At 60.9% G+C, this 26,392-nt stretch carries 33 protein-coding genes and 1 pseudogene; 9 read left to right on the top strand and 25 right to left on the bottom strand.

Annotation, left to right across the window (positions count from 1 at the left end):
* The first annotated feature begins 5 nt into the window (after positions 1–5).
* The 9 genes and pseudogenes from I2G43_RS02940 (at position 6) to I2G43_RS02975 (ending at position 5,248) form a co-directional block, all read left to right on the top strand.
* Positions 6–914: a DUF6273 domain-containing protein gene (locus I2G43_RS02940; protein WP_195535010.1), complete on the top strand. Its 909-nt coding sequence runs from the start codon at positions 6–8 to the stop codon at positions 912–914.
* Between the two features lie 104 nt (positions 915–1,018).
* On the top strand, positions 1,019–1,489 hold the full coding sequence (locus I2G43_RS02945) for a hypothetical protein (RefSeq protein ID WP_324249486.1): 471 nt from the start codon (positions 1,019–1,021) through the stop codon (positions 1,487–1,489).
* 34 nt (positions 1,490–1,523) lie between these two features.
* Positions 1,524–1,661 (top strand): annotated as a pseudogene (locus tag I2G43_RS10685) (DUF6273 domain-containing protein); the annotation flags it as partial.
* A gap of 192 nt (positions 1,662–1,853) precedes the next feature.
* Positions 1,854–3,056 carry an RNA-directed DNA polymerase gene (locus I2G43_RS02950; protein WP_324249487.1) on the top strand — a complete coding sequence of 401 codons (1,203 nt, stop codon included), beginning with the start codon at positions 1,854–1,856 and terminating at the stop codon, positions 3,054–3,056.
* A complete protein-coding gene (locus tag I2G43_RS02955; RefSeq protein WP_117637890.1) occupies positions 3,053–3,298 on the top strand; it encodes a hypothetical protein in 246 nt (81 codons plus the stop codon). Before I2G43_RS02950 ends, I2G43_RS02955 begins: the two co-directional genes overlap by 4 nt.
* A gap of 74 nt (positions 3,299–3,372) precedes the next feature.
* Complete coding sequence (locus tag I2G43_RS02960; protein WP_233514508.1) at positions 3,373–3,798, top strand: hypothetical protein; 426 nt, start codon at positions 3,373–3,375, stop codon at positions 3,796–3,798.
* 13 nt (positions 3,799–3,811) lie between these two features.
* Positions 3,812–4,117, top strand: a complete 306-nt coding sequence (locus I2G43_RS02965) for a hypothetical protein (protein ID WP_117637892.1) — start codon at positions 3,812–3,814, stop codon at positions 4,115–4,117.
* Positions 4,118–4,120: 3 nt separating this feature from the next.
* On the top strand, positions 4,121–4,933 hold the full coding sequence (locus tag I2G43_RS02970) for an N-acetylmuramoyl-L-alanine amidase (RefSeq protein WP_117765363.1): 813 nt from the start codon (positions 4,121–4,123) through the stop codon (positions 4,931–4,933).
* A gap of 3 nt (positions 4,934–4,936) precedes the next feature.
* Positions 4,937–5,248, top strand: a complete 312-nt coding sequence (locus I2G43_RS02975; RefSeq protein WP_117637894.1) for a hypothetical protein — start codon at positions 4,937–4,939, stop codon at positions 5,246–5,248.
* Positions 5,249–5,581: 333 nt separating this feature from the next.
* On the opposite strand, the gene I2G43_RS02980 is transcribed toward I2G43_RS02975, so the two are convergent.
* The 25 genes from I2G43_RS02980 to I2G43_RS03095 form a co-directional block, all read right to left on the bottom strand.
* Positions 5,582–6,646, bottom strand: a complete 1,065-nt coding sequence (locus I2G43_RS02980) for a GH25 family lysozyme (RefSeq protein ID WP_195535011.1) — start codon at positions 6,644–6,646, stop codon at positions 5,582–5,584.
* Positions 6,627–7,337: a C39 family peptidase gene (locus I2G43_RS02985; RefSeq protein ID WP_195535012.1), complete on the bottom strand. Its 711-nt coding sequence runs from the start codon at positions 7,335–7,337 to the stop codon at positions 6,627–6,629. Before I2G43_RS02985 ends, I2G43_RS02980 begins: the two co-directional genes overlap by 20 nt.
* On the bottom strand, positions 7,330–7,590 hold the full coding sequence (locus I2G43_RS02990; RefSeq protein ID WP_087193579.1) for a phage holin: 261 nt from the start codon (positions 7,588–7,590) through the stop codon (positions 7,330–7,332). The genes I2G43_RS02985 and I2G43_RS02990 overlap by 8 nt, the downstream gene beginning before the upstream one ends.
* Before the next feature lies 1 nt (position 7,591).
* Positions 7,592–8,038, bottom strand: coding sequence for a hypothetical protein (locus I2G43_RS02995; RefSeq protein WP_195535013.1), 447 nt, complete (start codon positions 8,036–8,038; stop codon positions 7,592–7,594).
* A gap of 1 nt (position 8,039) precedes the next feature.
* Positions 8,040–8,486 carry a carbohydrate-binding protein gene (locus I2G43_RS03000; RefSeq protein WP_195535014.1) on the bottom strand — a complete coding sequence of 149 codons (447 nt, stop codon included), beginning with the start codon at positions 8,484–8,486 and terminating at the stop codon, positions 8,040–8,042.
* 74 nt (positions 8,487–8,560) lie between these two features.
* Positions 8,561–9,670 carry an RNA-directed DNA polymerase gene (locus tag I2G43_RS03005; RefSeq protein WP_229071511.1) on the bottom strand — a complete coding sequence of 370 codons (1,110 nt, stop codon included), beginning with the start codon at positions 9,668–9,670 and terminating at the stop codon, positions 8,561–8,563.
* Between the two features lie 215 nt (positions 9,671–9,885).
* Complete coding sequence (locus I2G43_RS10690; RefSeq protein ID WP_416378102.1) at positions 9,886–10,026, bottom strand: DUF6273 domain-containing protein; 141 nt, start codon at positions 10,024–10,026, stop codon at positions 9,886–9,888.
* A 12-nt stretch (positions 10,027–10,038) separates the two neighbouring features.
* Positions 10,039–10,449, bottom strand: coding sequence for a hypothetical protein (locus I2G43_RS03010; protein WP_195535016.1), 411 nt, complete (start codon positions 10,447–10,449; stop codon positions 10,039–10,041).
* Positions 10,450–10,568: 119 nt separating this feature from the next.
* A complete protein-coding gene (locus I2G43_RS03015; RefSeq protein WP_195535017.1) occupies positions 10,569–11,471 on the bottom strand; it encodes a DUF6273 domain-containing protein in 903 nt (300 codons plus the stop codon).
* A 12-nt stretch (positions 11,472–11,483) separates the two neighbouring features.
* Entirely contained in the window at positions 11,484–12,485 is a 1,002-nt protein-coding gene (locus I2G43_RS03020) for a BppU family phage baseplate upper protein (RefSeq protein WP_195535018.1), read from the bottom strand.
* Positions 12,485–12,886, bottom strand: a complete 402-nt coding sequence (locus tag I2G43_RS03025) for a hypothetical protein (protein ID WP_195535019.1) — start codon at positions 12,884–12,886, stop codon at positions 12,485–12,487. The genes I2G43_RS03020 and I2G43_RS03025 overlap by 1 nt, the downstream gene beginning before the upstream one ends.
* 8 nt (positions 12,887–12,894) lie before the next feature.
* A complete protein-coding gene (locus I2G43_RS03030; protein ID WP_195535020.1) occupies positions 12,895–15,057 on the bottom strand; it encodes a phage tail spike protein in 2,163 nt (720 codons plus the stop codon).
* A complete protein-coding gene (locus I2G43_RS03035) occupies positions 15,048–15,785 on the bottom strand; it encodes a distal tail protein Dit (RefSeq protein ID WP_195535021.1) in 738 nt (245 codons plus the stop codon). Before I2G43_RS03035 ends, I2G43_RS03030 begins: the two co-directional genes overlap by 10 nt.
* Complete coding sequence (locus I2G43_RS03040) at positions 15,775–18,429, bottom strand: hypothetical protein (RefSeq protein ID WP_195535022.1); 2,655 nt, start codon at positions 18,427–18,429, stop codon at positions 15,775–15,777. The genes I2G43_RS03035 and I2G43_RS03040 overlap by 11 nt, the downstream gene beginning before the upstream one ends.
* A gap of 283 nt (positions 18,430–18,712) precedes the next feature.
* On the bottom strand, positions 18,713–19,123 hold the full coding sequence (locus I2G43_RS03045; protein WP_195535023.1) for a hypothetical protein: 411 nt from the start codon (positions 19,121–19,123) through the stop codon (positions 18,713–18,715).
* Positions 19,124–19,133: 10 nt separating this feature from the next.
* Positions 19,134–19,730, bottom strand: coding sequence for a major tail protein (locus I2G43_RS03050; protein WP_195535024.1), 597 nt, complete (start codon positions 19,728–19,730; stop codon positions 19,134–19,136).
* A gap of 10 nt (positions 19,731–19,740) precedes the next feature.
* Positions 19,741–20,070: a hypothetical protein gene (locus tag I2G43_RS03055; protein ID WP_195535025.1), complete on the bottom strand. Its 330-nt coding sequence runs from the start codon at positions 20,068–20,070 to the stop codon at positions 19,741–19,743.
* Positions 20,067–20,438: a hypothetical protein gene (locus I2G43_RS03060; RefSeq protein ID WP_195535026.1), complete on the bottom strand. Its 372-nt coding sequence runs from the start codon at positions 20,436–20,438 to the stop codon at positions 20,067–20,069. Before I2G43_RS03060 ends, I2G43_RS03055 begins: the two co-directional genes overlap by 4 nt.
* Entirely contained in the window at positions 20,431–20,742 is a 312-nt protein-coding gene (locus I2G43_RS03065; RefSeq protein ID WP_195535027.1) for a phage head-tail adapter protein, read from the bottom strand. The genes I2G43_RS03060 and I2G43_RS03065 overlap by 8 nt, the downstream gene beginning before the upstream one ends.
* Positions 20,739–21,041 carry a head-tail connector protein gene (locus tag I2G43_RS03070; RefSeq protein ID WP_195535028.1) on the bottom strand — a complete coding sequence of 101 codons (303 nt, stop codon included), beginning with the start codon at positions 21,039–21,041 and terminating at the stop codon, positions 20,739–20,741. Before I2G43_RS03070 ends, I2G43_RS03065 begins: the two co-directional genes overlap by 4 nt.
* Before the next feature lie 10 nt (positions 21,042–21,051).
* On the bottom strand, positions 21,052–22,335 hold the full coding sequence (locus I2G43_RS03075; protein ID WP_195535029.1) for a phage major capsid protein: 1,284 nt from the start codon (positions 22,333–22,335) through the stop codon (positions 21,052–21,054).
* A gap of 4 nt (positions 22,336–22,339) precedes the next feature.
* The gene (locus tag I2G43_RS03080; protein WP_195535030.1) at positions 22,340–22,975 is read right to left on the bottom strand and encodes an HK97 family phage prohead protease; all 636 of its coding nucleotides are present in this window, start codon (positions 22,973–22,975) and stop codon (positions 22,340–22,342) included.
* Complete coding sequence (locus I2G43_RS03085; RefSeq protein WP_195535031.1) at positions 22,956–24,233, bottom strand: phage portal protein; 1,278 nt, start codon at positions 24,231–24,233, stop codon at positions 22,956–22,958. The genes I2G43_RS03080 and I2G43_RS03085 overlap by 20 nt, the downstream gene beginning before the upstream one ends.
* Before the next feature lie 2 nt (positions 24,234–24,235).
* The gene (locus I2G43_RS03090; RefSeq protein ID WP_195535032.1) at positions 24,236–25,972 is read right to left on the bottom strand and encodes a terminase large subunit; all 1,737 of its coding nucleotides are present in this window, start codon (positions 25,970–25,972) and stop codon (positions 24,236–24,238) included.
* Complete coding sequence (locus tag I2G43_RS03095) at positions 25,953–26,375, bottom strand: hypothetical protein (protein WP_195535033.1); 423 nt, start codon at positions 26,373–26,375, stop codon at positions 25,953–25,955. Before I2G43_RS03095 ends, I2G43_RS03090 begins: the two co-directional genes overlap by 20 nt.
* Positions 26,376–26,392 lie beyond the last annotated feature (17 nt).

The raw sequence follows: 26,392 nt of genomic DNA on the forward strand, positions 1-26,392 counted from the left end.
ACGAAATGGCACAAGCGAAAACCCTGTCAGTGGGCGGCATCGGCTACGAGGTCATCGACGATACCGCGCGCAGCAACGCGCAGACGGCGCTCAACAACGCCGAGTACAACCGCCAGGGCCAAATCGGCAAGTACGGCGGGCAGAACATCGCCACCATCCTGGCGGGAGAGATCGGCAGCGGCAGCGTGTACGACGCGCTGCATAAGCGCATCGCCGCCGCGAACTTCGCAGGCCTGCGCGTGGGCGACTACCTGGACGTGCCGCTTGTGAGCGCATCCGCCGTCACCACACAGCAATCTGTGCGGTTCCTGCTTGCCCACATCGACCCGTACCTTTACTGCGGCGACAACAGCAAGGGACACCATATCGCGTTCGTGGCCTCCGCGCCCATCGCCGTGGCCAAGACCGTGACCGGCGTTGCCAACGACAGCTTCCTGATGTGGAACACGACCAACACGAACCAGGGCACCGCCGACCAGAAATGCCCCTACCCCAACAGCAACCTCAAGGCGTGGGAGACGGCCTTCGAGGCGTGCCTGCCCGAGGGGCTGACCAAGTACCTGCTTACCCAGCGCGTGCTGCTTGAGGAGCGGTACAGCGCCAGCGGCGCGCTCAACGACTCCAACTCGTGGAGCTGGCAGGATATCGGCAAGGTGTTCTCGCTGTCGGAGATGGAGGTGTACGGCTGCCCCGTGTGGGGGACGCCAGGCTGGTCGGTCGGCTTCGACTGCCAGTTTGACCTGTTCCGAGACACGGCGCACCGAGTCAACGGAAGTCGGGACGGTTGGTGGCTGCGTTCCGTTGCGTCGGGCTCCGCGTCCAGCGTGTGCTATGTCAGCGACAACGGCTATGCCACCTGCCACTCGGCGGCGTACGTCTGGGTTCGCCCCCGCCCCGGCTTCCTCGTCGGCTAGCCAGCCGAGTGCTCTATACTCTGCTTTTAGGCGACCGCCTTGCGCGGTCGCCTCCTGCCCGCGAAGCGGGCCGTTTTTTTCGCCAGTTTCCCCAGGAGGTGCACGTGAGCGGCGTCTACCAGCGCAACCGCGAGGTGTCCGAGTACAAGTTCTTCACGCAGGCCATCGCCATCCGCGTGGAGGTCAACAAGCTGATGGCGTCCTCCTCCGTGGTTCCGAAGGCCTACCGTCTGCTGAACGCGGTGCCGACCGTGGAGACGGCACGCAGCATCGTGTACAACGTCAACCGCGCCGACTGCTTCTATCCCAACAGCTCGTTCAACGCGCTGGAGAGGAAACGCTACCTGACGCTGGCCATAGCGGACTGCGAGCAGCTTATGCTGGACATGCAGTGCCTCATGGATATCGGCCTGCCCGTGAACGCCAACCGCTTCGAGGGGCTGGCGGCCATGGTCGAGGAGGAGATCAGGCTGCTGAAGGGCGCGCGCAAGAACGTGCGCGTCACCGGCAAGAAGTCCACCGAGGAGCGCATAGCCGAGGCCGAGGCCGAGCTAGAGCGCCTGCGTTCGCTATAATGGGCGGCGGTCGCGCCTTGTTTATCGGTACAATTGGTGGCTGCGTTCCGTTGCGTCGGGCTCCGCGTCCAACGTGTGCTATGTCAACAACAACGGCAATGCCAACTACAACTCGGCGACGAACGTCTGGGTTCGCCCCCGCCCCGGATTCCCTTATTGCCAGACCGAGTAGGCCCCAGGGCCGAAAGCAGAGCGCGAAGAGGAAGGAAGGCGCGACCGTCGGGCATGCGCCCGTAAATACGCACCCCGCGAGGGTGGCCGGACGCTGCTTGCATGGCGCGGCGCTCCGTGGCTTCGCCGCGTTTCATGGCCATACCTCAAGCGGCTGCCAGAGCCACATTGCAAGCCGCGCGGGGTGCCTCCTGTGAACTCCGAGCAAAGGCGGGCGGCGCGCCGCAAGCGCCGCGAGGAGAAGCGCGCGCAGGCCAAGGCCGAGCGCGTCAAGGCGTGCACCCTTGAGACGGTGGCCGACCTCAACAGCCTGTGCAAGGCATCGAAGCAGGCCGCGCGGGGCGTGATGTGGAAGTCGTCCACGCAGCGGTACATGAGAAGCTACCTGCGCAACGCCGTCCTGTCCCGCCGCGACCTTTTGGAGGGGCGCGACATATGCCGGGGCTTCATACGGTTCGACCTGTGGGAGCGCGGCAAGCTGCGCCATATCAGCGCCGTGCACTTCCCCGAGCGCGTGGTGCAGAAGTCCCTGGCACAAAACGCGCTCGTTCCCGCCATAGCCCCCACCCTCATAGCCGCCAACTCCGCGAACATAAAGGGGCGCGGCACCGACTACGCCCTGAAACTGCTCAAGCGCCACCTGGCCGACAACTGGAGGAGGCACGGTGGCGATGGCTACATACTGCTTGGCGACTTTTCCGACTACTTCGCCCGCATAGCGCACGGCCCCGTCAAGGAGCAGGTTGCCGCCGCGCTGCTCGACCCGCGCGTGATCGCCCTTGAGCACCGCCTGATTGACGCGCAGGGCGAGGTGGGCCTGGGGCTGGGCAGCGAGCCGAACCAGATATGCGCGGTGGCACACCCCAACCGCATCGACCACTACGTGACCGAGATGCTGCGCCCCGAGGCGTACGGGCGGTACATGGACGACTTCTACCTCATACACGAGAGCAAGGAGTACCTGCAGGTGTGCCTGCTGCTGATAGGGCGCAAGTGCGCCGAGCTGGGCATAGAGCTGAACCCGCGCAAGACCCGCGTGGTGAAGCTGTCGCGCGGCTTCACGTGGCTGAAGAAGCGCATCTTCTACACGGAGACGGGCCGCATAGTCGTGAAGCCGTGCCGAGACTCCATAACGCGGGAGCGCCGCAAGCTCAAGAAGATGGCCCGCATGGTCGCCGATGGCATCATGACCCCCGAGCAGGTGGAGCAGAGCTACCAGAGCTGGCGCGGAGGCATGAAGCGGCTGGACGCGCACCGCAGCGTGCGGGCCATGGACGCGCTGTACCGCAGCCTGTTCGGAAATCCCGCGGGGGGGGTTGCTCAATGCAATCCAAACCTGGAGGCGACACGGATGGGAACATGCCCCTACCCTAGCAACAGAAGGAGCGACCCATGACGGAACAGGAAATCGCCGGGGAGATCAACGGCTACAAACAGCAGCTTGAGCAGAGCGACTACAAGGTCATGAAGGCGGTGGAGCGCATCTTCTCCGCATCGTCCATCACCGACCTGCTCTCGGCCATCGCCGCAGCTGCCAAGGAGGTGGCCGAGATCATCTCGCAGCGCCAGACGTGGCGCGACCGCATCAACGAGCTGGAAGCCATGGAGCCCGACCAGCCGGAAGCGCCGCAGGAGTAGCGAGCGCCCCTTCGGGGGCGCTTTTCTTTTGCCCGGCGACACCTCGCGGACAATCGCGGCAGCGATTCGAGGAGGTGAGAAAACGAATGACCGACGTGCTGGAAATCTTCGCGCCGTACGGCCCCGGGTCGCTTTTCGGCGCGCTGCTCGTCCTAGTGGTCCTGTACTTCGGCAAGCAGTTCCTCGAAGAGTTCAAGGCCCAGAACGAGCGCAAGGCGAACATCGACCTCAAGCGCGAAGAGCGAAAGCAGGACGAGGTGAACGAGCGGGCGCAGCGCGACCGCGAGCGCAGCCAGATGGAGGGCCGCATCGCCGCGCAGATGGAGCGCAGCAACGCGCTGATGGAGGCTATGAAGGCGCTCATGGAGTCCGTCGTGACCTCCAACGAGGTGCTGCACGCCGACCTGGCGAACAGCCAGGCGCGCAGCCAGGGCATGGCGGCGAAGGTCGACCACATCGCCGACCGCGTTGACCTGCTCTACAAGGAATCGGCTCGATAGAAAGGAATCCGAAATGACAGAAATGCAAGCAATCGCAGCCATCGTGCTGTCTTTCGCCGTGCCGTTCGCGGTGCAGCTGATCAAGACCGAGGCCATGACCGGCAAGGCCGCGCGCATCCTGGCGCTGGGCTGCTCGCTCCTGGCGGGCGTCGTGACCGGCTTCGTGGGCGGCGTGCCCGCAGACCCGGGCGCATGGGTCACGTGCGCCTTCGCCGTGGTAGGCGGCGTGCAGGCGGCCTACACGCTGTTCAAGAGCGTCGGCATCACGTCCAAGTGGCTCGATGCCCTGCTGGGCGTGACCGTAGGCGGGAAGGAGTAGGCAATGGCTAAACTGTTCATCATCTGCGGCCACGGCGCTGGCGACCCCGGCTGCTGCGCAGGCGGCTGCACCGAGGCCGAGCGCGTTCGCGCCCTGGGCCAGCGAATCAAGGAACTGGGCGGTTCCGAGGTCGAGCTGGGCGATACGTCCCGCAACTGGTACGCCGACGGCGGGCTTAACCGCCTGAGCACCGACGCGCCAGTGGTGGAGCTGCACATGGACGCCAGCGGCATCGCCACGGCCCACGGCGCGCACGTCATCATCAAGGAGGGCTTTGAGCCTGACGAGTACGACAATGCGCTGGCCGACAAGCTGGCGGCGTTCATGCCCGGGCGCTCCGAGAAGCTGGTGCGCCGTTCCGACCTCGCGAACCCGAACCGAGCCGCCGCGCGCGGCATCAACTACCGCCTGTGCGAGAACGGCTTCATCGACAACGACGGCGACCGCGAGAAGTTCAACGGCAACCTGGACGAGCTGGCGCGCATCTACCTGGAATGCTTCGGCATCACTGCTGGAAGCGCCCCAGCAGCCGTCCCGCAGCCGCAGCCTGCGCAGCAGGAAACGACCGAGAACTTCGGCGGCACCTACCGCTGCACTGTGGACTACCTGCGCGTGCGCGACGCCCCCGGCCTGGGCGGCACCGAGGTGGCGCACTATTCCAGCGGCGAGACCGTGACGCTGGATAACTGGTACAAGATCGCCGACGGCTACGTGTGGGGCCGATACACGGGCTACAGCGGCGCAACGCGCTACATCGCCGTAGGCAAGGCCACGGGCAAGCCAGAGGCCGACGACTATCTGGTGAAGGTGGGATAGGCCATGCCGTACCCGAGCCCCGCAGACGAGGAGCGCAACGGCGGGTGCGGCCCCATCCTCGCGGCGGTCGTCCTGCTGTTCATCGTCCTGGCCGCCGCCAGCTGCGCGTCGCAGGCCATGGGAGCGCAAGACGTGACCGTGAGGCAAGCCCGCACGGACGGCCCCATATACGACCTGCCCGAGGGCATCGGCCAGGAAATCGTGTGCGACGAGCACAACCGCGAGTACCTGCTGCTTACCACCGAGCAGGGCGGCGTGTTCCTCATGCCGTACATGGACGAGGACGGCGAGCAGGAGATCATGCCGCAGGCCTAGAACGCAAAGAAGCCGCCCCGTATGGAGCGGCTTCTTTCTATCTGACGAGCAATACGAACGCCCGCCTAACGACGAACACGCGTATGTGTTCGCCTACTGAACAGTTGGTGGAGCTTATGAGAAAAACGGCGAACTCCACCAATACCGCCACCCGCGCGGCTATCCAACTCGATACTTGCATTGTAAGGGTATCGAAAAACTGGTTTGTTGTCGTTGGAACGTGCCAGAAATAGCCATTTCTGGTGTTTGCAAAACACCAGATGGGCGGCTTGCTGTAAGCCCGTATAACGGCATAAAGCGGGGCACCCCTTGTCAGGGTACCCCGCTTGAACACTAATAAGAAAGCTTCTGGCCGGGGTAGATCGTATAAGGTGCCCCAATGCCGTTCTTGCTTGCGATGGTGTGCCAGTCGATGCCGAGCGAAGCGCCAATCTCGCTGAGCGTGTCGCCGCTCTTGACGGTGTAGACGCGCGCAGAGCCAACGCCCGCCCTCTGGTTGACGATTGCCTGAACCTCTTTGAAGCGGTCGCCCAGAACGTCGCTGCGCGTCGGCACAACGCCGAACATTCCGCGCTCCACATCGTCTGCGAGCTGAGAAGCGGAAGCGCCGTCAATGTAGTTGATGAGGTCTTGCACCTCTTGGTAACGGTCGCCGAGCTTTTCGCGGCGCTCATCATCAACGCCATACTCGCCGCGCATGACCGCCGCTGCAAGGTCAAGCGTCGTGCCCTCCGGCGAAGGCTCGGCGACCTCTGCGGGCGGAACGTCGGGAGCTGCCGCGCCGGACGGGTTGGCGAACTTGCCCCACGCTTCGCGCGTCATATAGGCGATATCGAGATCAAGCGGCGCGTTGAAGCCATCGAGACGGCCATTCGAAGTGTATTGGTGGATTGCGCAGCTACCCCAAGCGCCGAAGCCGCCATCGGGAAGCCACGGCGAAGATTGGTAGCCGGTGCGGTTGTTGTTGGCGTACTGCGCAACCCATAGCGCGTGATTCGGTGCAATCTTCGACCAATCTTCTTCGGTGCAAACGCTACGGCTCATGTAGACGATGCAGCGAACGCCGGTCTGATCGTAGACGTAATCGAGGAACTGCTTTGCCTTGTCGGTTCCGATGCGCCCGTACATCTCATAATCGAGAACGGGAATACCGTTGCCGAAGTAGTTACGGCAGCTTGCGACGAAATGCTTAGCCTGAGCGATGGGGTCTTCTCCGTTCATGAAGTGATAGAAGCCCCAGAGCTTGCCGAGCTTGATAGCCTGCTGAATCCACGGGTCGCAGGTGTTGTGAACGATAGTGGTTCCCTCGGTCGCCTTGCAGATAACGAAATCGCAAGGCACCTGCGCGAGGTCAAGCCCGCGCTGGTAGTTGGAAATGTCAATGCCGTTGAGTGCCATAGAAGCCCCCTCTGATGCAGTAGAAGTAATGAAAATCGACCTTCTCTAGCTCTTCGAGCGTGAAGGCGCGCGCCGAGTTCCCGGCGCTCGCCGGGTCGCGTATCCAGTAGCCGTCATCGTCGGCGCGCCAGATCAGCACGACGTGCCCGCCGTAGTCCCTATCGCCTAGCGTTCCGCTCATGCCAGCGAAGGCAAGCCATCCGTCAGACACGTTCTGAAGGACGGGCGCGAGATCGTAAGAAATCGGCGTGCTCTCAATGCCGTATTCCGGGTAATGCTCGGCAATCCACGCGCAGAACTTGCCGGGGTCGTTCACGCCATCGGTAAGGCAGGCGTCGCCCACGAACGATGCGAGCGTGAGCGGCGTAATGTCCTGAAGCGTCATGTATTTGATAGCCATAGCGGCGCACGTAAGGCCGCAGCCGTAGTCGCCGATGGTGCCGCCCGCATAGGGTATGTAGTCCCATTGCGGGTCTGTCTGAAGCCATAGCGGCATGCTGTTACCCTCGGCAATCGGCCTATCGACAACGATTGCTAGGCGGTCTTCCTCAGCCGCCGCGTATCCCTCTTCGCGCGCTTCAGCGAGCGCGCCCGCGTCGCTCTCGATATGGCCGACGATGAGCCAGCCGCAGAAGAGCATTGACGCGAGCGCGCCGGAAAGCACGAGGGCGACAGCCTTTAGCCTACTCATCGCGCTTCGGCTCGGTGTATGTGAGCGCTTGCGCGGAATCGCCCACGCCAGCCGTGGTCGGGTCAGTCACGATGCCCAGAATCGCGAGCACGGCGAAAAGCGCGTTGATGATCGCTGCCAACTGCTCGTTCAGAACGCCGAAGTCCCACTGATAGCCGAACGGCGCGGCGACAACCTGCACGAGCAGCAGAACAGCGGGAATGAGGGTCAGCCAAAACGTCTTGTTCTTAATTCGTGCGGTGAAGTTAATCATTTCAGTTCTCCTTTTCATAGATGAGGTCTACGCGGTCGTAGATGTGATCGACTTTGTTTGCCATGTCGTGCGAGTGCTCGCGCGATTCCCTGATTTCGTCGTGCAGCGCTTCAGTGGAAGCCCTGAGAGATTCCATAGCGGCTTGCAGCCCTTCCGAAATGTTGTTGCTTCGCTCCATCTGCGCAGCGATACGGCCTTCCATCTCCGAGCGCTCGCGGTCGCGCTGCGCGCGCTCGTTGAGTTCGTCGCGCTTGCGCTCTTCGCGCTTCAGCTCTAGCTCTGACTGTCGCGCCGCGTTTCGCTCTTCAAGCTCCGCCTTGCGCTCGTTGTTGCGCTGGTACTCGTTAAGCAGCTGCTTTGCGAGGATTCCGAAGCCGATAGCGATAAGGAACGCGAAGAACCATTCGGCACCGAACGCCGCTGCATGGTCTAAAACGCTCTCCGCCACGTCAGCCCTCCGTCACCTCTCGCCAGACGGTTTCGGTGCCGACAGCCCCCGGCTCCCATACGTTGTTGGCAACGAGGGATTCCCAGACCTTGCCGTTGTGCTTCACGCGGGCACCGAGCGGGTAGGGATTCGTAGAATCGGGCTGCACCCATTCGGGCACTTCCTCTGTCGGCGTGTCGGGCGTTCCGGCTTCAAGCACCTTCGCCCAAAGGCTCGGCGCTGCCGTGGGCGACCAATCGGGCTGCGAAGTGTGAGCCTGAAGGCACGTGTAAAGCACGCCCTCGAAGCGCACGCGCTCGCCCTCGGCGTAGGCGTGGCCGTCTCCGTCCCACTCTGCGAAAAGCGCAGGGCACTTCGCCGCCACGTCGCTAGAGAGCGACGGCGCTTGACCGTCGAAAATGGCGATGATCGCGCGAAGCTTGCCCTCTTCCTCTTCGGTGAATGTCATGTGTTCCCCTTTCTCTCGCAACAAAAAAGCCCCCGCTAATGCGAGGGCTTCGATACCTTGCCATGTCGGCTTCCTCAGCCGAAAAGCTCCTTGTATAGCGCGTCCATGCGCTTTACCGTCTCGTGCGCGCTAAGGCGCTTCATGCTGCCGCGCCACGACTGGTAGGATTGGTTGACCTGCTCGACGGTCATAATCCCCTTGGCGACCAGCGCGGCTTGCTTCTTCAGCTTGCGCCGCTGCCGCGTCACGGAGGAACGGCACGGGCGAACGACAACCTTTCCGCCCTCGCCATATGAAAACCTCTTCTTCAGGAACACGAAGCCGCGCGTCAGCTTCACAACGCGCGTCTTCTTGCGGTTGATGATGATTCCCAGATCGTCGCAGAGCGCTTCGATGCGCGAAAGAGCGTCCCAAAGCGTCTGCTTGTCAAGAGCTATGCAATAGCTATCGTCCATGTATCGCCCGCTCGCCAAGATGCCCGGAAGGGACAGCATCAGATGGTCAACGGGCGAAGGCAGGGCGACGGCTAGAATCTGGTTCGGCTCGCTGCCAAGACCCAAGCCGCGCGCGCCGTGAGCGTCTATCTGGTCGCTCATGACGCGCTTAACGCGCTCATCGTCAATGGCGCGGTCGATAAGGCGCTTGCATGCGTCGTGGTCGATGTTTGCGAAGTAGTCCGCGAAATCGACCTGCAAGATGTAGCCTTCCGTTCCGTGCTTTCGGTGGTGCTCGACAAGCTGGCGCTTCATGCGCCGAATCGCGTAGTCGGTGCCGCGCCCCTTGACGTTCGCGGTGCATCCCTCGGCGAGGGTAGGCCAGATCGCGGGTGCTAGGGCGTGACGGCTCAACGATTTCTGTATGACGCGCTCTGAGAAGTGGACAGAGCAGATGTGACGAAGCTTGCCGCGCTCGAACAAGTCAAACTCTATGAAGCCGCGCCGGAAGTCTGCGCCCATGAGAAGGTCGCGCCGCGCTCTCATGATGTTAGGAATGACGCGCGCCATGTAGCGCTGCACGCTCGATTTCCAGCGCACGCCAGCGGCAGCGCCGTTGGCGGCATCGTATAGGTTATCGAGATCGGCGACGGCTTCTAGCGTGCATCCCTCGATGCGCTTAGCCCTGTTTTCCGCGCGCTTGGCATCGCGCCTTGCTCGGCGCGCAGCCCTGCGCTCTTCAGAGTTCATGAGGGCACCCCGCACGGCTCGCAATCGGCATCCAGCAGCCGCTTGACGGTTGACCATGAAACGCGGTCGAACACCGAGAACCGCGCCATGCAAGCAGCGAACGGCAACCGTCGCGGGGTGCATATTTACGGGCTTGCGCCCGATGGTCGCCCCTTCCTTCCTCAAATGCACGGCGCGCGGCGCTTCCGGCCGCACGGTCTGGCAATGCTTGGGAATCACGGCAGCGGGCGCACCCAGTCGTTCGTCGGGGCATTGTTGTTGGCATTGCCGTTGCTGTTGACATTGCACGCGCTAGACGAAGACCCGCCCATGACCGACCGCAGCCACCAATTGACGCGATGATTTCCAAGGGACAACGCGCGAACATTCTACCCCTTTCCAATGAGCTTCACGCCCGCGCGAGCGCCCTTTATGAGCTTTATATCGTTCTCGATGCTCTCTGAGATCTCTTCGAACTTAGCCACCTTGACGGGTAGCTTCATCGCCAGAAGGCATTGCAGGTCTTGGTAAAGCTGGTTTAGGTCTGCCAAGGCAAGCGTCATGTAATGCTTGCGTTCCTCGACGTTCCGCTGTGTGTTCGGGTAGAAGGCATCAGCCTTCACGAGGTTGAACACCACGCTTCGCGCCGTCTCCGCCATGGGGACGGCGAAGATGAAGCGATAGGATTTGGGCACCGCGCCCGAAGTGACAAGCCGCGTCACTTCGTTTCGAATCGAAACCGCAGTGTTGAAATACTCGAACGTGCTTAGGTTGCGGTTCCGCACATATACGCCGCTCAATTTGCAACATCCCCCCCTCCGTGATTTTCAAAAAAATACTTCGCCCGCGCTTCGCGCGGGGAAGTATAGGCGCATGCGCAAGGCATGCGCCAGACCTGTACTATGTACGGCTGATTTTATCAGCCTAGGAGGAAGCACGGCAGCGGGCGCACCCAGTCGTACGTCGGGGCATAGCCGTAGGCATAGCCGTAGCCGCCGACATAGCACGCGCCAGACGAAGACCCGCCCATGACCGACCGCAGCCACCAAGTGACGCGACCGCCCACGATGCGGCTTGCGGTGTCCGTGAAGATGGGGAACTGCGAATCGAAGCCGACAGAGTAGCCCTTGCTGCCCCATACCGGGCACCCGTAAACCTCCATCTCTGAGGGCGACCAAATCTTGCCCAAGTCCGCCCAGCTCCAACCGCTCGCTTCAGTGAGCTTGCCGGAAGAAGAATAGCGCTCTTCGAGAAGCACGCGCTGCGCGAGAATGGCGCTCTGAAGCGTGGACGGCAGAGCGGGCAAGAAATCGTTGATCTCCCAATCGTGGAGCTTCGAGCACAAGTAAGGGTGCTTCTCTTCGGCGGTGCCGTTGTTGTCGTTCGTCTCGCGCCACTGAAGGTAGCTCGTGTTAGAAGCCTTGTCGCCCGTCACGGAGACTGGCGCTTTCGGCACCATGACGATATGGTGCCCCTTCGCGGTGTCGTCGCACTGGTAATACTGGTCGATAGCGCCGATGCGGTAACGCACCGTCTGCGCGGGCACGTTAGCGCCCTCGGAAACGGGAACGTCGATGTAGTCGCCGATACGAAGACCGGCGAAGTTGGCGTTTCGCGCGCGGTTGCGAAGCCACGTGTAAATGTCGGTGTCGCCGATCTCGTTAGCGAAGACCGAAGCGAGCGAGCGCCCCGCGTAAGCGTTGATGTTGTGCTGGCGGTCGTATTCCTCGGCGGTCGTGACGGCGTTTGCCGAGTTGCGCGCCGAAGTGTCCTTGATGTTCTTAGCCGAGCCGCCGACGTTGAGAACGGAAATGTCAGCCATGAAAGAACCTCCTTAGTTGAGTGTCGCAGTCTCTCCCGAAACGCTCGACTGAGAAAGCGTGATGCTCTCGCCAGATTGAGCCGTGACCCTGCTTGAAGGCACGTAGAGCGTTTCGCCGAGGTATAGGTAATCGTCCTGAAGCTCAGTAACCGCATGCGCAAGCGTCGCATTCTCTTCGCGCAGCTCTTGCACCTCGTCATCTGACGGCGGTTCGATAGCCGCGATAGAGTTTGCGATGTTAAACGCGTTCTGCGCGGCGGCGGTGGCATCCTCTGCCGCGCCGTTTGCAGTCTCAGCAGCGGCGTTCGCGCTCGCGGCAGCGGTGTTCGCCGCGCTCGCGGCGGCGTTGGCGCTTGCGGTCGCAGCGTCGGCGTTCTGCTTCGCCGTGTTGGCGGCAGACGCGGCGTTGTTCGCAGCCGTGGTCGCAGCGTCCGCGTTCTGCTTCGCCGTGTTTGCGGCAGATGCGGCGGTGTTGGCGGCATCTGCCGCGTTGTTCGCGTTCGTCGCGGCGCTGTTGGCTGTGCTCGCCGCAGTGTTTGCCTTGCCAGCGGCGGTATTCGCCGCGCTCGCCGCGCTGTTTGCGTTCTTTACCGCCGTCTCTCCACGGTCGATGAGGTCTTGCACGGCATCATCCCAGTTCTGCGCGGGCTGCTGCCCGTCAAGAGCGCTGCGCAGGATTTCAATTGCGAAGCGCTCCGTCGAATAGGTCTTGCCGCTCTTCGTGATCGTGAAATAGGCTTCGTCGGTGTAGCCGGACACGCTGCAAAGCTTCGATTCGTCAACCGTGATCGTGGCGGAGTTTCCGCTCACCGAGCACTGGCCGCGATAGTAGTTCCGCTTGTTAGGCAGAAGCACGACAAGCCATGCCGTAGCGCCGGAAAGCGAGAACTCAGCGCCGTTGTCGTAGATAAGAGCCTTGATGGTGGTTCCGCCATCGTCGCCCTGACCAACCTTGATGCAGGTTCCCGCGCCCTCCTTCGAGATATCGAGTTCAAGCGTCCGTGTGTTGCTCATCACTCGCCGCCTTCCTCGCCGGTTCCGTAAGCGAGCGCGCGGAGGGCTTCGAGCGCTTCGGCGAAGCTCATAGCAGATCGCGCCTTGCTAGACACGGGCTGCACGTCCGCGCTCGCGGCGACGGCTGGCACGCTCGCAGCCAAAGCGTCGAACACATCGACAACCGCCCTCATTCGGTCATCGACGTACAAGGGCTGAACGAGCGTGAAGGGCTGATCGTCGTTGATTGGCTCCTTCACGTCTTCCGGCTGCACGACGGTTCGGTTTCCGTCTTCATCAACTGCAATGAAAATCATTCCGTTGCTCGCGGCGCGGTTGATAAGCTCTTCGTCGTATTCGGTCACCATCGCTTCGCAGTTGCCTATCGGGTCGTGCAGCATGTGATAAAGGGTCTTGCTCATCGTTCCTCCTAGTCGAAGTTGCATACCGTGCAGAAGCCGTCTACAAAGTCGATGCTTCGCGTTGCGTTCCACCATGTAATCGTGCCGTCGCCGTCATCCTGAATCTTGCTGATGTAATGCAACGTGCAATCTTTCGTAATCGCATGCGTTGTCGTGGTGCTCTCACTGCTAGATGCAGCGGCGGAAATAAGCGGCGTGGTGATTCGTATATGCTGGTTTCCCGTCAACTGAAGACCGGTCGTTAGCTGTCCGGTGCTAACGTTTCGCATGTGCGCTGAGAAGTCGATAGTCCCGATCTGCGTTCCGTCTTCGTAGCCTTTAATCTCGCCACTGGCAAGACGAATGAGGTTTGAAGCAGAACCGCATTCGAACGTACCGTTAGCGTCGATATTGTTTGCCGTCATGTAGTTTGTCGTAAGCGAACCGGTGTTGAGGTTCCACGTGCTGCGACCGTATCTGTCGCTGATGATGCCCGTTTCAATGTAGTTGGCATTGATGTAGAGCAGACCACCGCTAAGGTAGATTCCCTGTGTCTGCCCGTTGTTGGTCAGCTTGTTGAATATGTCGCGTTGCGTCTGAGCATCGACGGCTGAGCTTGCCGCATCGTCGGCGATTTTCTGAACGGTCTTGCCGCCAACCTCGGTGCTTGCGGAAAGCGAGAACTCGCCGCTTGTCAAATCCCAGCGGTTTTTGCCCTTCTCGTCGGTCAGAAGACCGGCACGCACGCGCTCGGCTCTCATGGTTCCCGTGTTGATCGCGTCGGCGCTCACCATAGCGCCTGTCAGGAAGGTTCGCCAGTCCCATTGACCGTCAGAAGTGAGGTTCGCGGCAAGTCGCATGCCCATACCGTTAATGTTGACAGCCCACATGCCCGAAGTCGCTTTGACCGGCAAACCTGTTTCAGCGTCGATGGGTACATTGCTCCACATCGTGCCAAGCTCGAATGTCTCGACCTTATAGGTTCCAACGGCGTTGAACTGAGCGTTTAGCGCGGCCTGAAGCTGCTGAAGCCACGAAACCGACGTGCCCGCCGCAGCGTCATAGATTGCGTTTTGCTGGCTGTTGCTCTTTAACGCGTTGCTCACGCTCTGCCACATGTCGGCCATGTTGTCAGTAAGAGTGCCGAACGTAACGGTCGCGTCTCCGGTGAGCAAGTCGCGCTCAATCTGAGACACGCGGCCATGAAGGCGCACGCCCTCGGCAGAAAAGCCCTTGTCGATGATCGCAACGTCATCGCCAACGCCCACGCCCTCCCACGAGCGCCCGAAGGCGTATAGGTCGATAACCGAAGCGGTGTAGGTTACTTTCGGCTCCTTCACTTGCTCCAAGTAGTCTTTCGTTTCCTGCAAGAGCTGCGCCGCATCCTCGCACTGCTCGTTGACGTATGACGCGACGGCGGGAAGAATGCCGCCCTCGCCGTCAGGGTGCCCCCAGACGGCTGTTGCTTCGGCATCCTCCACGTAGTCTTTGCCGCCGTTGATATCGCCGAAGGTGAGACGGCGACCGTAGCCACCGCTCTCAGTCTCAACGCCCTTGCCGTAGCCGTAGACGCGCGTCTTCGGGTTGTCGCTCGCAACCGAGCGCTTGACGGAAACGAGGTCTTTAGTCCACGTGAACCGCTTTGCACTGCTCTGGTTTCCGCGCTTCGCGCGCACGCCCACGCGGCGGCTAACTATGCCCGCGCCGTCGTGGACGATGAGCGTTTCAAGCTCGCCGCCCCACGTCTCGATGATTCCGGCCAATCCCTCGCGCACGCTCTCATGGTAGAAGGTGCGCGAAGCGCTGCCGCCCTGATCGCACGTGCCGACCTCCCAGCGCGTGTCTGCGATAATGGACGTGAGGGCTACCGACACGCTGCCAGAAGGCCGCTTATCGTCCAGCCAGTCATCCCACGTCTCGTTAACCGAGTTGATGCAGACGGCTTGCGTCTCTGGCGCGCCGTCATCGTCGTGTACGCGGTCGATGGTGTCAACGATGTGCTCGTGGCACACGCCCTGAAGGTCAATCCAGACTACGCGGTCGCCCTTCACGAGGTCTTCGGCGCACGTGATGTTCAGTTCGTCGGTTCCGTCCAGCGCGTCGGTGTGCGTCGCAGCGCTCACCGTGAGCCGCCCCAGATTGTCGCCCCAGCGGTTGAAGCGGGTGAAGCCGATACGTCTTATTAAAGCCATCGTTCCACCCACTCAAGAATCGCGGTGCCGTTGGTGATGTTCAGGTGGCATCGTCCGTTGATCTCGAAGTAATCCGAATCAATCGTCACCGGCGCTGTCTGGTTGTTGACCGTCGCGTGCTCGGTCGCCATGTCAAGCCGTATGGTGCTCGAAGACGTGAGCGCCGTATTGATAGCCACGAACTCGCCGGTATCGACGTTCGTAATCCGCCACGTGCTGCCAGCAGATGGCTTCGCCGTGACCTTCAGGTAAGCGGGTCGGTTGCCGCCAGCGTTTACGTAGATGTTGCCAGCCGAAACCTCCATGCGGCGCTTCTGTCCGTAATAGTCCGGGTCGCCGATGTGAAAAGTCACGGTTGTTGTCGGGCATTCGTCCGTGATCTCGTCTAAGTCGGTGCTGCCGCTCACGATTGCGAGCAAGTAGCGCGTCGGGTCATCGGGTAGGTAGAGCGGCGCGGGTTCGTCAGTCCAGAGAGCCGCCGCGAGCTTGTGCCGCATCTCCGCGACCTCGCGGCGGTCTTCAGTCCTAAGCCAAATCTCAACGGGCAGGTCGTAGCCGCCACGGTAGGCGCTCTTGAAGACCTCGCCATGCCGCCCCGGCACGCTCTCGAACGTCGCGTTGACGGTCGCCATGATGGGGCGGCGCACCTTGCAGTAAACCAGCTTCGATAGGTCGGTGCCGTTGAAGATGATTCGGTCGTGCTGGTTCCTAGTCCGTCTAAGTTGCAACTGGCACCCCCCTTTGCTTCAGCTTGCTTGCGATGCCAGCGCCGATCTGCTGGCCTGTCTCGTATGCGTCCACGCCGTCAGCGACCGTGGCGTAAACCGTCACGGCGACGTTAACGGGCTGGCTCGGCGCGTCGGCGAACCGAGAGAACGCGCGGTTTACCGACGTTTCGATGAAGCCTTGCAACTGCTTCTCAGGCGCGATGAACTCGCCGCCAGCTTCGCCAACGCCGACGATTGACGGCTCATCGAAGTAGCCGCCGCGCGCATACCAACTAATGCTCACGCTCGGTAGCGAAATCGGGCCAAACTCGTTCCAACTGACGTTGAAGTGCGGAAGCTTCGGCTTCGGAATGCTGATCTTGATTCCGCCAAAGGCGTTCATGATCTTCTGCGGAATGCTAGAAATCGCGTTCCACGCGCTTTCAATCGGGTTCTCGATGAAGCCCCTGATGCTGTCGAAAACGCCCCGCACCTTCGAGCCAAGGCCGGGGAATCCCAGCTTGTCGCCGATTCGGTCTGCGATGCTAACCGCCGTGCTCTCGGCAGCGTCAAGCTTCGAGCCGATGTTGTCTTTAATCGCGTTGAAGGCGTTTGCCGCTTGGCTCTTCGCCGTCTCCCAGTCGCCGTTCATCGCGGCTTGCAGAGCGCCAGCCGCAGAGCTGCCAACCGTCTTCGCGGTGTTCATGTCGTTCTGCACCGTGGAAGCGATTTGCCCGAAGGCCGAATCGGTGTTGCCGGTTAGGTTGTTCCACCAGTTAGACACGGTATCGACCGCGCCTTGTGCGAGGTTCCCGACGTTGGTTTTAAGGTCGTTCCAAGCGTTCGAAGCGCCGGTTTTGATGTTCTCCCAAGTGTCGGAAGCGCCTTGCTTCAGCTGCTCCCACTTCTCGCCAACGCCGGTGCAGAAATCAGAAACGCCGGTGCTGACCTGCTCCCAGATTCCGCCCCAGAACTCAGGCACGCCAGCGAAGAAATCCTGCACGGCTTGCCACTTCTCCGAAATCCAGCCGGTGAAGTCAGACCACATCTGCTTACCCGTCTCGGTCTGCGTGAAGAACCACGTAAGGCCAGCGACGGCGGCTGACACGGCGGCTACGCCAAGGCCGATAGGATGCGCGGCGATAAGACCGGTAAAGCCCGTCCAACCGCTAGAGAGCGTGCCGGTGAGCATGGTTCCCAGACCGCCCGCCTTGGTGACGATGTTAGAGAAGCCGGTTCCTATCTTGCTCAGAAAGCCCGTGTCGCCCATGAGCTTCTTAGCGCCGCCCCAAAGCTCGCCAGCGGTCTTGAAGGCGCTTCCCACGCCCTCTGCGGCTTCCATCGTCTTACCAATGGCGGTTGTCACGCCGCCGAAGGCGACCGCGCCGAGCGCGAGGTTATTAACAAGCGTCTGCTGCTCTGGCGTTAGGTTCTTGTACCAGCCCGTTACGGATTCGAGCGCGGGCGCGAGAGTGTTAAGAAGGCTCGTCCCGATCTCGGTTACGGCGGTCTTGACTGGCATTGCCGCTTCGCCGAGTTCCTGCATGCTCTGGTTCATCTCGTTCTGCGCGTCGCGCGAAGCGAGAAGGTCTTTGTTCGTCTCTTGGTACTGCCGTCCCGCGTCCGCGTAAAGCCCGGTAAGCGTCTCGGTGATGAGCTGCGACCGCTCCTGCTCGCTTCCGCACGCGGCAAGAGCAGCGTTAAAAGCGTCTTCTTTTGTCTGACCCTCGGCGACCGCCTGATTGAAAGCGGCCTGAGCCGAAGAGTGACCGGACAGCGCGGCGCTCCACTGCTCGGCTGATGCCGTAGACCAGTTGAGAGCGTCGGCAAGACCGCCAGTGACGGTGCCCGTGTGCGCCGTCTCCTGCGCTGCTTCCGCCAAGTTCTGAAGCGGCAGAGCGTCGCCGAATGTCGCGTAAGCGCCAGCGGCAATGTCCGTCCACTGCTGCAATTCCTGCTCGTTGGTTGTCAGGCGCGCTAGGTTCTGGCTCGCTTCCGTGGCAGATGAAGAATCGCCAAGGATGCGGTAGAAGCTCGCATAGGTCGAAGATGCTTGCTCGGCGGTGCCGCCAGCGCTCACCCATGCCGTTTCGAGCTGCCCGCTCTGCTGTATCGCTTCCTCTTGGCTCGATGCAAGGCCGGTAAGCGCGCCAGCCGCACCGATGATGCCGCCAGACAATGCCGTTCCCGCGCTTGAAATCTTAGACCCGGCGTTTGAAAGCTTGTCGGCGTTGTCCTCGATGGTCTGACCAACCTTGTAAAGCGCCGTGCGCGATGCGTCCGCTTCGCGCGCCGTGTCCGCAAGCTCGCTGCCGTAGCTGTCAAGCTGGCGCTCGCACTGCATGATCGCGCGCTTCAGGCTGTCGTACTGCCGCTCCTCCTGAGCCGTGAGCTGCGCGCCGCTCTGCTTCTTGCTCTCCAACTGCGCGAGCGCTTGCTTGTAAGCATCAAGCTTCTGCTTCGTCTCGCCGTAGGCAGAGTTGAGCGCCTTTACCTTCTGCTCTAGCAGCTCGGTGTTTCCGGGGTCGAACTTCAGCGCCTTGTTGATATCGCGCAAATCGCTTTGGGTGTCGCGCGATGCCTGCTGAACCTTCTTCAGGGCGCTTTGAAGCTCGGTCGTGTCGCCGCCGAACTTGATAACAAGCCCCTTGTAAGTGACCGCCACGTAATCACCCCTCTTCGGTTGTCAAAGTCCCATGAGTGCTTGAAGCAACGCGCCCTCGCGGGTGCGCTGCCGTCAAGAACTCACTTCATGTCATGACCAGAACGCGGCTTCGGCCTTGCGCGCCTTCTCGTCCTCGTCGTAGTGCGCCGCAGCGTCTGCGTAGAACGCGTTGATTTCCAAAAGGTCTTGCACCTGCCGGTAGCTCATCATCTGAAGGTCTGAGAGCGTCAGGCCGCATTGCTGGCAGTTGTAGATGTATCGCGCGTCGCACGCGTCTTGCAGGTTACTTGGAAGCGGCGGCGCTGGCCTTTTCGGCTTCCTCGGCTTCCACTGCATCTTGCGCGGCGCTTGGAAAAAAGTTGTCCATCACAATACGCATCACGTCGGTAGCCCAACCGTCCTTGCGCTCCAAGTCGTAGCCATCGGCGGGGAAGGACGAAACCCACTCATCGAACTTCTCATCGAACTGAGGGTTTGCCGTCTTGATGCACGCGTAGAAGATTTCGAGAAGCGGCACGAGCGGTGGGAATCCGAACTTGTCCAAGTTCTCCAAGATCGCGCCGGTATCCTCGTTAATGTCCTTCGGTCTCATGGTGCCGTTGGGCTTCACGACATTGAAGCAGCGGGAAAAGGCAATCGGAGTGAATGCGTTGAAGGTCGCTTCGAACTCCTTTTCGCCAACCTTGATAAGCATTCGAAACCTCCTAGACCGTCGGTTCGGTCTTGTGCTCAAGCTCGATATTGACCGCATCAAAGAAGGTGTCGTAGTCGGCAAGCCCGGTGAAGCTGTCATAGCCGCTCGTGCGAATGTCGGTGCTCGGGATAGTGACCGGTCGCCACGTGAACGGATAATCAAGCTGCGTGATCTCGGGCGTGTCCTGAACGGTGTTAAGCTCCTGTGTCGGCTTCGAGAGCTGGCACATGAGAAGGCAGCGGCGGCGACCGAGCACGTGCCCCGGCTGCTCGCACATAAAGGCGAACTTCTTGGGCGTGCGGTCGGCGCTCAGGATGGTTCGCCCGTCCTGCGCGATTTCGTAGCCCACGAGGTCTGCGATGAGCTGCCGCAGCTCGGCGGTGCTCTCGGTGTCGTAGAAGCTCATGGTTCCAGAGCCGCCGTTGTCCTGCTGCTTGTCAAGCCACGGCTCGTTGTCGGCGTAGCTCGTTGCCGTCTCAACGGTCGGCTCCATGCTGATAGCTACGGTTCCCGCGACATGCACGGGGTCTTCGTAGGTAAGTGCGTCTTCGTCGGTGCAGATCGCGAAATGCGAGTTCTTCACGCCGAAGAATCCGTTTCGTGCCATTTGGTCTCTCCTAACTCTCTGCGACGTTCACGGTGAACGCCGCTTCGGTAAGCTCTTCTGAATCAATCTCTGTGATGCCAAGCGTGTAAGGGCACTCGGCGGCTTCGAGTGCGGCGCGTATGCGCTTCTCGGTCGCGTAGTCCCGGTGCCGCGTGTAGAGCGCGATATCGTAGGGCATCCACGAAAGATAGGTGCCGTTGTCCGCGTAGGCCGCTTCGTTGTAGCCCGCAACAAGGCAGATGAAGGGCGGTGCCGGTTCCTCGCCGTCAGCGAAGCGCTGGTTAGCCCACGGGATGCCGAGCGAATCGAGAACGCCGCAGAGCGCCTTTAGCTCAATCATCGTCCGTCGCCCCCCATCTCCGCGAACTCTCGCGCCACTTGGTCTGCAACCTTCCTGATAACGCCGTCGCCGGGAACGGTGCCGTAATCCTCGCCGGTCTGGTTCGTGATCTGGTGGCCGTTCTCCAACAGGTGCGTTAGCTGGTATCGCCGGTTGTGCACGGTGCATTCGGTGCCCGTCTCATCGGTCTTAACGTCGGCCTTCCAGCCCTTCTTGTAAGCGCCGGTGCGCACCTTGCTTTCTTGCTTCAACAGCTTCACGGCGCGCCTTCCGGCTTCGCCCGCGTTCTCAGCGAGCGCGGAAACGTTATCGTCCACGCACTCTTTCATGCAGCTTCGTATGAACCGCTCGATGCTCTGCTCAGCCACGGTCGCCCACCACCTCAGCGAGCGTCAGGCGCACGAAGTCGGGGCTTGACCTGTCAACGCGCGCGACCGTGAGCCGCGCGCCGTCGAACTCGACTAGCCGCTCTCCGTTGTAGGCGCTCTTTCGAATCTGCAACACTGCTTCGGGGTGAATGCCAGCGGCAGCGGCGGCGTAGTAGGCGGCATCGCCCATAGAGAAGACGTTGCAGAACACCTTTCGCTTTGTTTCCTCCGTCTGCTGCACGCCGTATTCGTCCTTCTTGACGGTCTTAGCGATGAGCTGGCACGTGCCAGCCCACATGCTCATGACGCGCCCCCGAACTCCGAGCTGCCGCGCATCATGGTTAGCAGATCGTCGAAGCTCTGAGTAAGGCGGTCGGCATCGGGGTTGTCCATGCCGAAGTTCGCCTTGCAGTAGACCTTCACCGCGAGCCGAACCGTGCTGTTCGAATCGTCGGCGGCTACGGAATCGGCAACGCCGCCCGCGCGCATCGCGGCGCGGGCGGCTTCGATGAGGTCTTCGATCTCAGCGTCAAAGTCGGTGCATTCGGCGGGAATCCTCAGCGCTTCGCGGCACGCGTCAAGCAGCGTCGGCTTCTCTGCCATGCGGCACCTCCTAAGCCTTAACGGCGGTGCCGATGGTGAGCTGGCCGAAAGACTTAGGCACGACAAGCCCGCCGTCGAAGAGCAGGTATCCGTCAAAGCAGCGCTTCTGCGTACCCGGCTCGACGTAGGGCGTAATGTCCACGCCGTCGAAGATGTTTCCACGGAACAGGTCGGGATAGCCCGCCTTGATGATACCGTCCGCCATCGAATCGTCGCGCTTTACGAGCTTGCCGAAGATATGCCCCTCAACGGCGGGGTCTTCGGTCTTCTCGTCCACGAAGTAAGAGCGCCCGTTGGCATCCTCGACCATAGCAATGTGGTTCCAAATGGTGTTGCCGTTGGCGTAAATAATGCAGCCCTTCGGCGCAGGGTTGCCGTAGGTGTAGAGCATTCCCAGAAGCTTGGTGATATCAGCCTTCTTCAGGGTGCCAGCGGTGGCGCAGTTAATCTTGTTGCCGGAATCCATGCCGAGCGTGCCGTCAACCGTCTTGGCGTGGACACGCGCGTTGGCGGCGACGGCAAGGCGCGCGCCAGTCTCGTTAACGATGTACTGCTCAAAGCCGCTGATAGACTGAACCGCCATCTTGCGGCTCATCTTGACGGTCTTCTTGATCTCCTCGCCCGTAAGGGTGATGATGTCGAACTCGTTCTGCTCCTCATCGGTGGGCGCTGCGCCCTCATCGGTCTTCGCCGCGTCGCCAGCCTTGATGCTCTTATGGCGGATAAGCTCGAACTGATGCGGGAAGTTGTCCTTGTGGATGTCGCCGTAGAGAACAGCCGTGTTGTCAATCAGCGTGAAAATCTGCGTCTGAAGCTCGACGGGGATAACCGCATCGGTGTTGCTGGTCAGATGCGTGAACGCCGTGCGCTGCTCGATAAGGTGGTTGTACGCGTCGCGCTCAACCTGCGTAAGCTCGGTGCCACCGATGAGCTGCACGCCGGAACGGCTGGCAATGTCCTTCACCCACGCGCGGCGGGCGGCGGCGTTGTAGTCGGTGGTGTCGCGCACCTGCGGAAGAGCACCGCGAGCGCTCGCGGAAGTCCCCAGCGGCACGGAATCGACACGTCGGGCGGTGCCGTTCTCGATAGCGGCGCGCGCGGCTGCAACGGTCGCGGTGTGGCTGTCGCGGCGCTGAGCGGCGGCGGCGTTGCGCTTCTCGATCTCGGCGGTAAGCGCGCTCATGCGCTCTGCGTCCTGCTCGGTCGGCTCGGTGTCGGTGCCGTCATCGGCCTTGTACTTATCGACAAGACCCTGAAGCTCGTTAAGCAGGTCATCCATAGTCATTTCGTCCATTGTTCTAAACCTTTCTGCTCTTGGCGATTGCCAGTGTCGCCCTCGCAACGGCAAGGGCACTCTTACGGCGCGCAAGCTCCTTGCGCGACTGCTCAATCGCTCCGTTGAGCAGGTTTCTTGCTGATATCTCAGTGTTCGGGTCAGCCGGAAGACTGACGGCGGACACGTCGAAAACCTTTTTGACGCGCGTAATGGTCGTGGTATGCGTCTCGCGGTCGTATTCGTCTGCCGCTACCGTGAAAGCCCATGACATGCGCGTGATAAGACCGGCCTTTATCTCTTCGAAGAGATCGCGCGCGCCCTGAGAGCGCGACAGGTCGGCGGCGATGAAAAGCCCGTGCTCGTCCGGCTCCACAATGAGCGTCCCGTTGCTCATGCGGGCGTACACTCTGCCCGCATGGTCGAACTGAAGGATAACGTCGCTCATGTCCGCTTCGCGGAAGGCATCGGGGCTGATAACCTCGATGTATTTTGTGCCGTCGAAATCCTCGAACAGAACGTATGGGTCGTTGAAAGTAGAAGCGTAGCCCTCAACGTAGTATTCCGTGTCAAAGCGCTTCTTGGTTGCGCCGTCAGCCGCCCGCACGTTGAGCGGAACGGCAAGGGAACGGTATTGCCGCTCACTCGGTTTCGCTGGCATCGTCTACCTCCTTCTTGTCGCCGTAGCCGCTGCTCGCGTCGATTGCGGCTATATTCGCGTTCGTCTCTGCGGCTTGCGCCGCCTGTTCCGCCGTATGCTCGCTGATAAGTTCTAGGTCGATGTACTCGCCGCGTATCACGTGGCGCTCTCCGCCCTCGTAGTGCGGGGATTGGAAAACATCGGCTACCTGATTGCCGTTCCAGATACCACGGTCGAAAAGCGCGACGGAAACGTTAAGCTTCGTCGTGTTGCTGGCGAACTCTAGGCGGTTCGCGCTGAACATGATTGAGTTTCCGTGCGCTATCTCGTTCGCCGTGTACGTCATGGAGGTGATAACGAAGCCGAGCTGAACAGCGAACGGCTCGATGCGTCCTTCGTAGTAGCTGTTGAAGGTGTCTTCGTCCGCGCAGTTCGTGACGATATCCTCATTGGAGCCGAAGAAGCGGTAAGCGCTCTTCTCGATTCGCTCCATCTGCGCCGCATCGACCGTGTAGCTTGTCGGCGTGATCTGCTCAACGTCAGAAAACAGCTTGTCATAGACCGCGATTCCGCCCGCGTTGTCAGCGGAAAGCTGAGCGTTGAACGCCTTTCGCGCCCGCTCTTGGTCGCCTTCGTTTCGGTTCTGGCTCAGCTTGCCGATGAAGCGAATTGCTGCGCCCTGATTGATAGCCGACTGCTCGGCTTCGTTCTGAGCGTGCATAAGCTCTAGCGTCGGCTGAAGAACGTTCGTGCCGTCGCCGAACAAATCGCTTTGGTACTGGTGGCGCGTCATCACGCCGACGCGCGACCACTCGACAAGCACGCTGTCGCCTGTCGGGAACGTGAGCTTCAGCCAAAGCTCGCCGTCAACGTCGTATGCTTCGCACTGGCTCGGCAGCACGGGATAGTACCCGGTGATCGTAATACCGTCGCCAGCGTCGATAGGCACGATAAGCGCCGTGTCGTTGACCTGAAGAATCGTCCAAATGCGCTTGATGAACTGCGGCGTGGTCATCCACGGGTTAGGCTGCTGCCTGAGAGCACGCGCGGCGACAGGCTGAGCAGAGCCGGAAACCTCCGGTTTCAGCTTGCTTGCGTGGTCTGCGCCGCTCTCGATGATGCTTCGCGTAAGCTCTGCTTCGTAAAGCCCGCCCTGCCACGTCGTGAACGACGGGGCATAGGCCGTGAACGTGGAGAAATAGCCGTTTACCGCTTGCATCTGCGGACGGTGGAACACCGCATCGAAGAGCGAGCGCAGAAACGGTTGTGATCTGCTCAACTCTAACCTCCTATCATCGCGCGGTAATCGTCCGCAATGTTCTTCATCGCAATGAACGCGTCGCACTCAGCCGCCCACGCGTCTATGCGGTTGCGCGGGTCTTGGTTCTTCTTGTCCGGCTGAATGTTTCCGTTCACGTCGGTTCGAATGGCGACGTTCGAGCGGCACCATTCGGCAATCGGGTTGGCGTTGTCCACGATGCGCCCTTCCTTATAGAGCGCTCGAAGCTCCTTCATCGGCATTGACAGCGTTTGCGCGCCCTGAATGACCTTTTGCAGGTTGTCGGCACCGAAATAGTCTTCGTATGCTTCCACGGTCGGCACGTCGCGCATGTGCCACGGGTCGTAGCCGCAAGAGACGGCATAGATGCCGTACTTGTCCTGAACCTCGGCCACCCAATCCAGAACGTCGCGCTTGTCCATGATGGGCGTTTCGCACGTCCGCATAAGCCCGCGCGCAATCCACGCGTCATAGGGCACGCCGTCGCGCCCCCCGCGCCGCCCCTCCTTCTCCGCTTGCTCCAACGCGCGAAGCGGAATCCACGCCATGTGCAGCGCGTAGAAGTTCGGATCGTTAGGCCGCTGCATGAGAAGGCAAGCGGCGGTAAGGTCGGTCGTATCCGCAGCGTCAACGCCGAGCACGGCATACGTAAACGTTCCGTCGCCGGGGTCGAAAGTGGCTTCGTTGTGAATCTCAGACCACGTAAGCCAAGCCTGAGACTGGTTTTCAATGAGGTTGAAGTCCTTAACTAGCAGAGTGGGAAGGTATGTCGCATCGTCCTTCGCCTTAGAAACGTTCTGGCGAAGCGCCGACAGCGATTTGATGGTGCCAAGGCCGGGGTTAGCCTTGACCCAAGCGCCTTCGTCCTGCCATTCTTCGCGCTCGTCAAGTTCGAAGATGAACGCTATGAAGCGCTCTGCCTTCTCGCCTGTCGCCTTGCCGTCAAGCCATTTGGTCGCGTACTCGTATTGAGCATCGAAGATGCCGTTTCGCACGAAACCGTTAGTCGTGATCTCCAAAACGAGCGGTTGGCGGCGGGCGGACGTTCCCTGCATCGTAAGGTCGTAAAGGTCGCGGTTCTTCATCGCGGCCAGCTCGTCAACGATAGCGCCGGAAATGTCCAGACCGTCAAGGTGGTTCGTGTTGGCGCTCAGCGCCTTGATGGTGCCCATGTTCAGGTCGCAGTAAAGGTCTGACACGCGCTTTCTGATGTGTTTAGCAAGCGCAGGGCTTGTGAGCACCATACGCCACGCGTTGTTGAAGCCCTTTGCCGCCTGATCGTGTGCGGTGGCGACGTTGTAGACCTCCGGCGCGCCCTCATCGTCGTTCACGAGCAAGTCAAGCTCTATCGCAGACGCAAGCGCGGTCTTTCCGTTCTTGCGCCCCATAATCCAGAGCACTTCGCGGTATTGCCGCACGCCCTCGGCATCAACAAAGCCGAAGACAACCGACAGAATGGCGCGTTGGAAAAGCTCTAGCTTGAAATCGTGCCCCAAGCGCCCGGACGGTAGGCGGCAGAAGCTTTCGATGAACCGAACGTGCTTCTGCGCGAACTCTTCGCGGTAGTGGTACGGATAGAGCGGGTCGGTGTTGTCCATGTCGCGCAGGACATGAGCGGCAACCTGCTTCATCTTCTCGCACGCTATGATCTCGCCGCTCAGTATGCCGCCGAAGTATTCGCGTATCGCGCGCTCGCACGAGCCGCCCTTAGACTTCGCCCTAGCCGTACCGCGTTTCATTGATGAAGTCAATGAGCGCGTCGGCAGCGGCGGTGCCGTTCGGCATCATGTCGGTTAGCTGCTTCACGCCGCGTGAGAACGTGGTGAACAGCTTGTTGTAAGCGCTGAAGCCGGGATGCTCGCGCAGCCCGGTTTGCCCTCCGCCGTTGTCGTACTCGGTGAAAATGTCTTCGTAGAGCAGATCGGCGCGGGCATCGTCAAGCTTGACCTTCAGAAAAGCGAGGTTCGCCAGAAGCGGCATGACGGTTTTTCGCTTCTCATCGGGGATAGCGCCCTTGGTGATCTCGCGCAGCTTTCGAAGCTCGCTCTCTACGCGCTTCTCCTTGGCAACTCGCCGCTTCGGCGGGCTATTCCCCGCGACTGCGGGCGAAACTTTCGAAGTATTGCCTACTTTTGCCGTCATCGCAAGACCACCCCCTT

Source organism: Collinsella aerofaciens (assembly GCF_015557435.1).
GTDB classification, from domain to species: domain Bacteria; phylum Actinomycetota; class Coriobacteriia; order Coriobacteriales; family Coriobacteriaceae; genus Collinsella; species Collinsella aerofaciens_Z.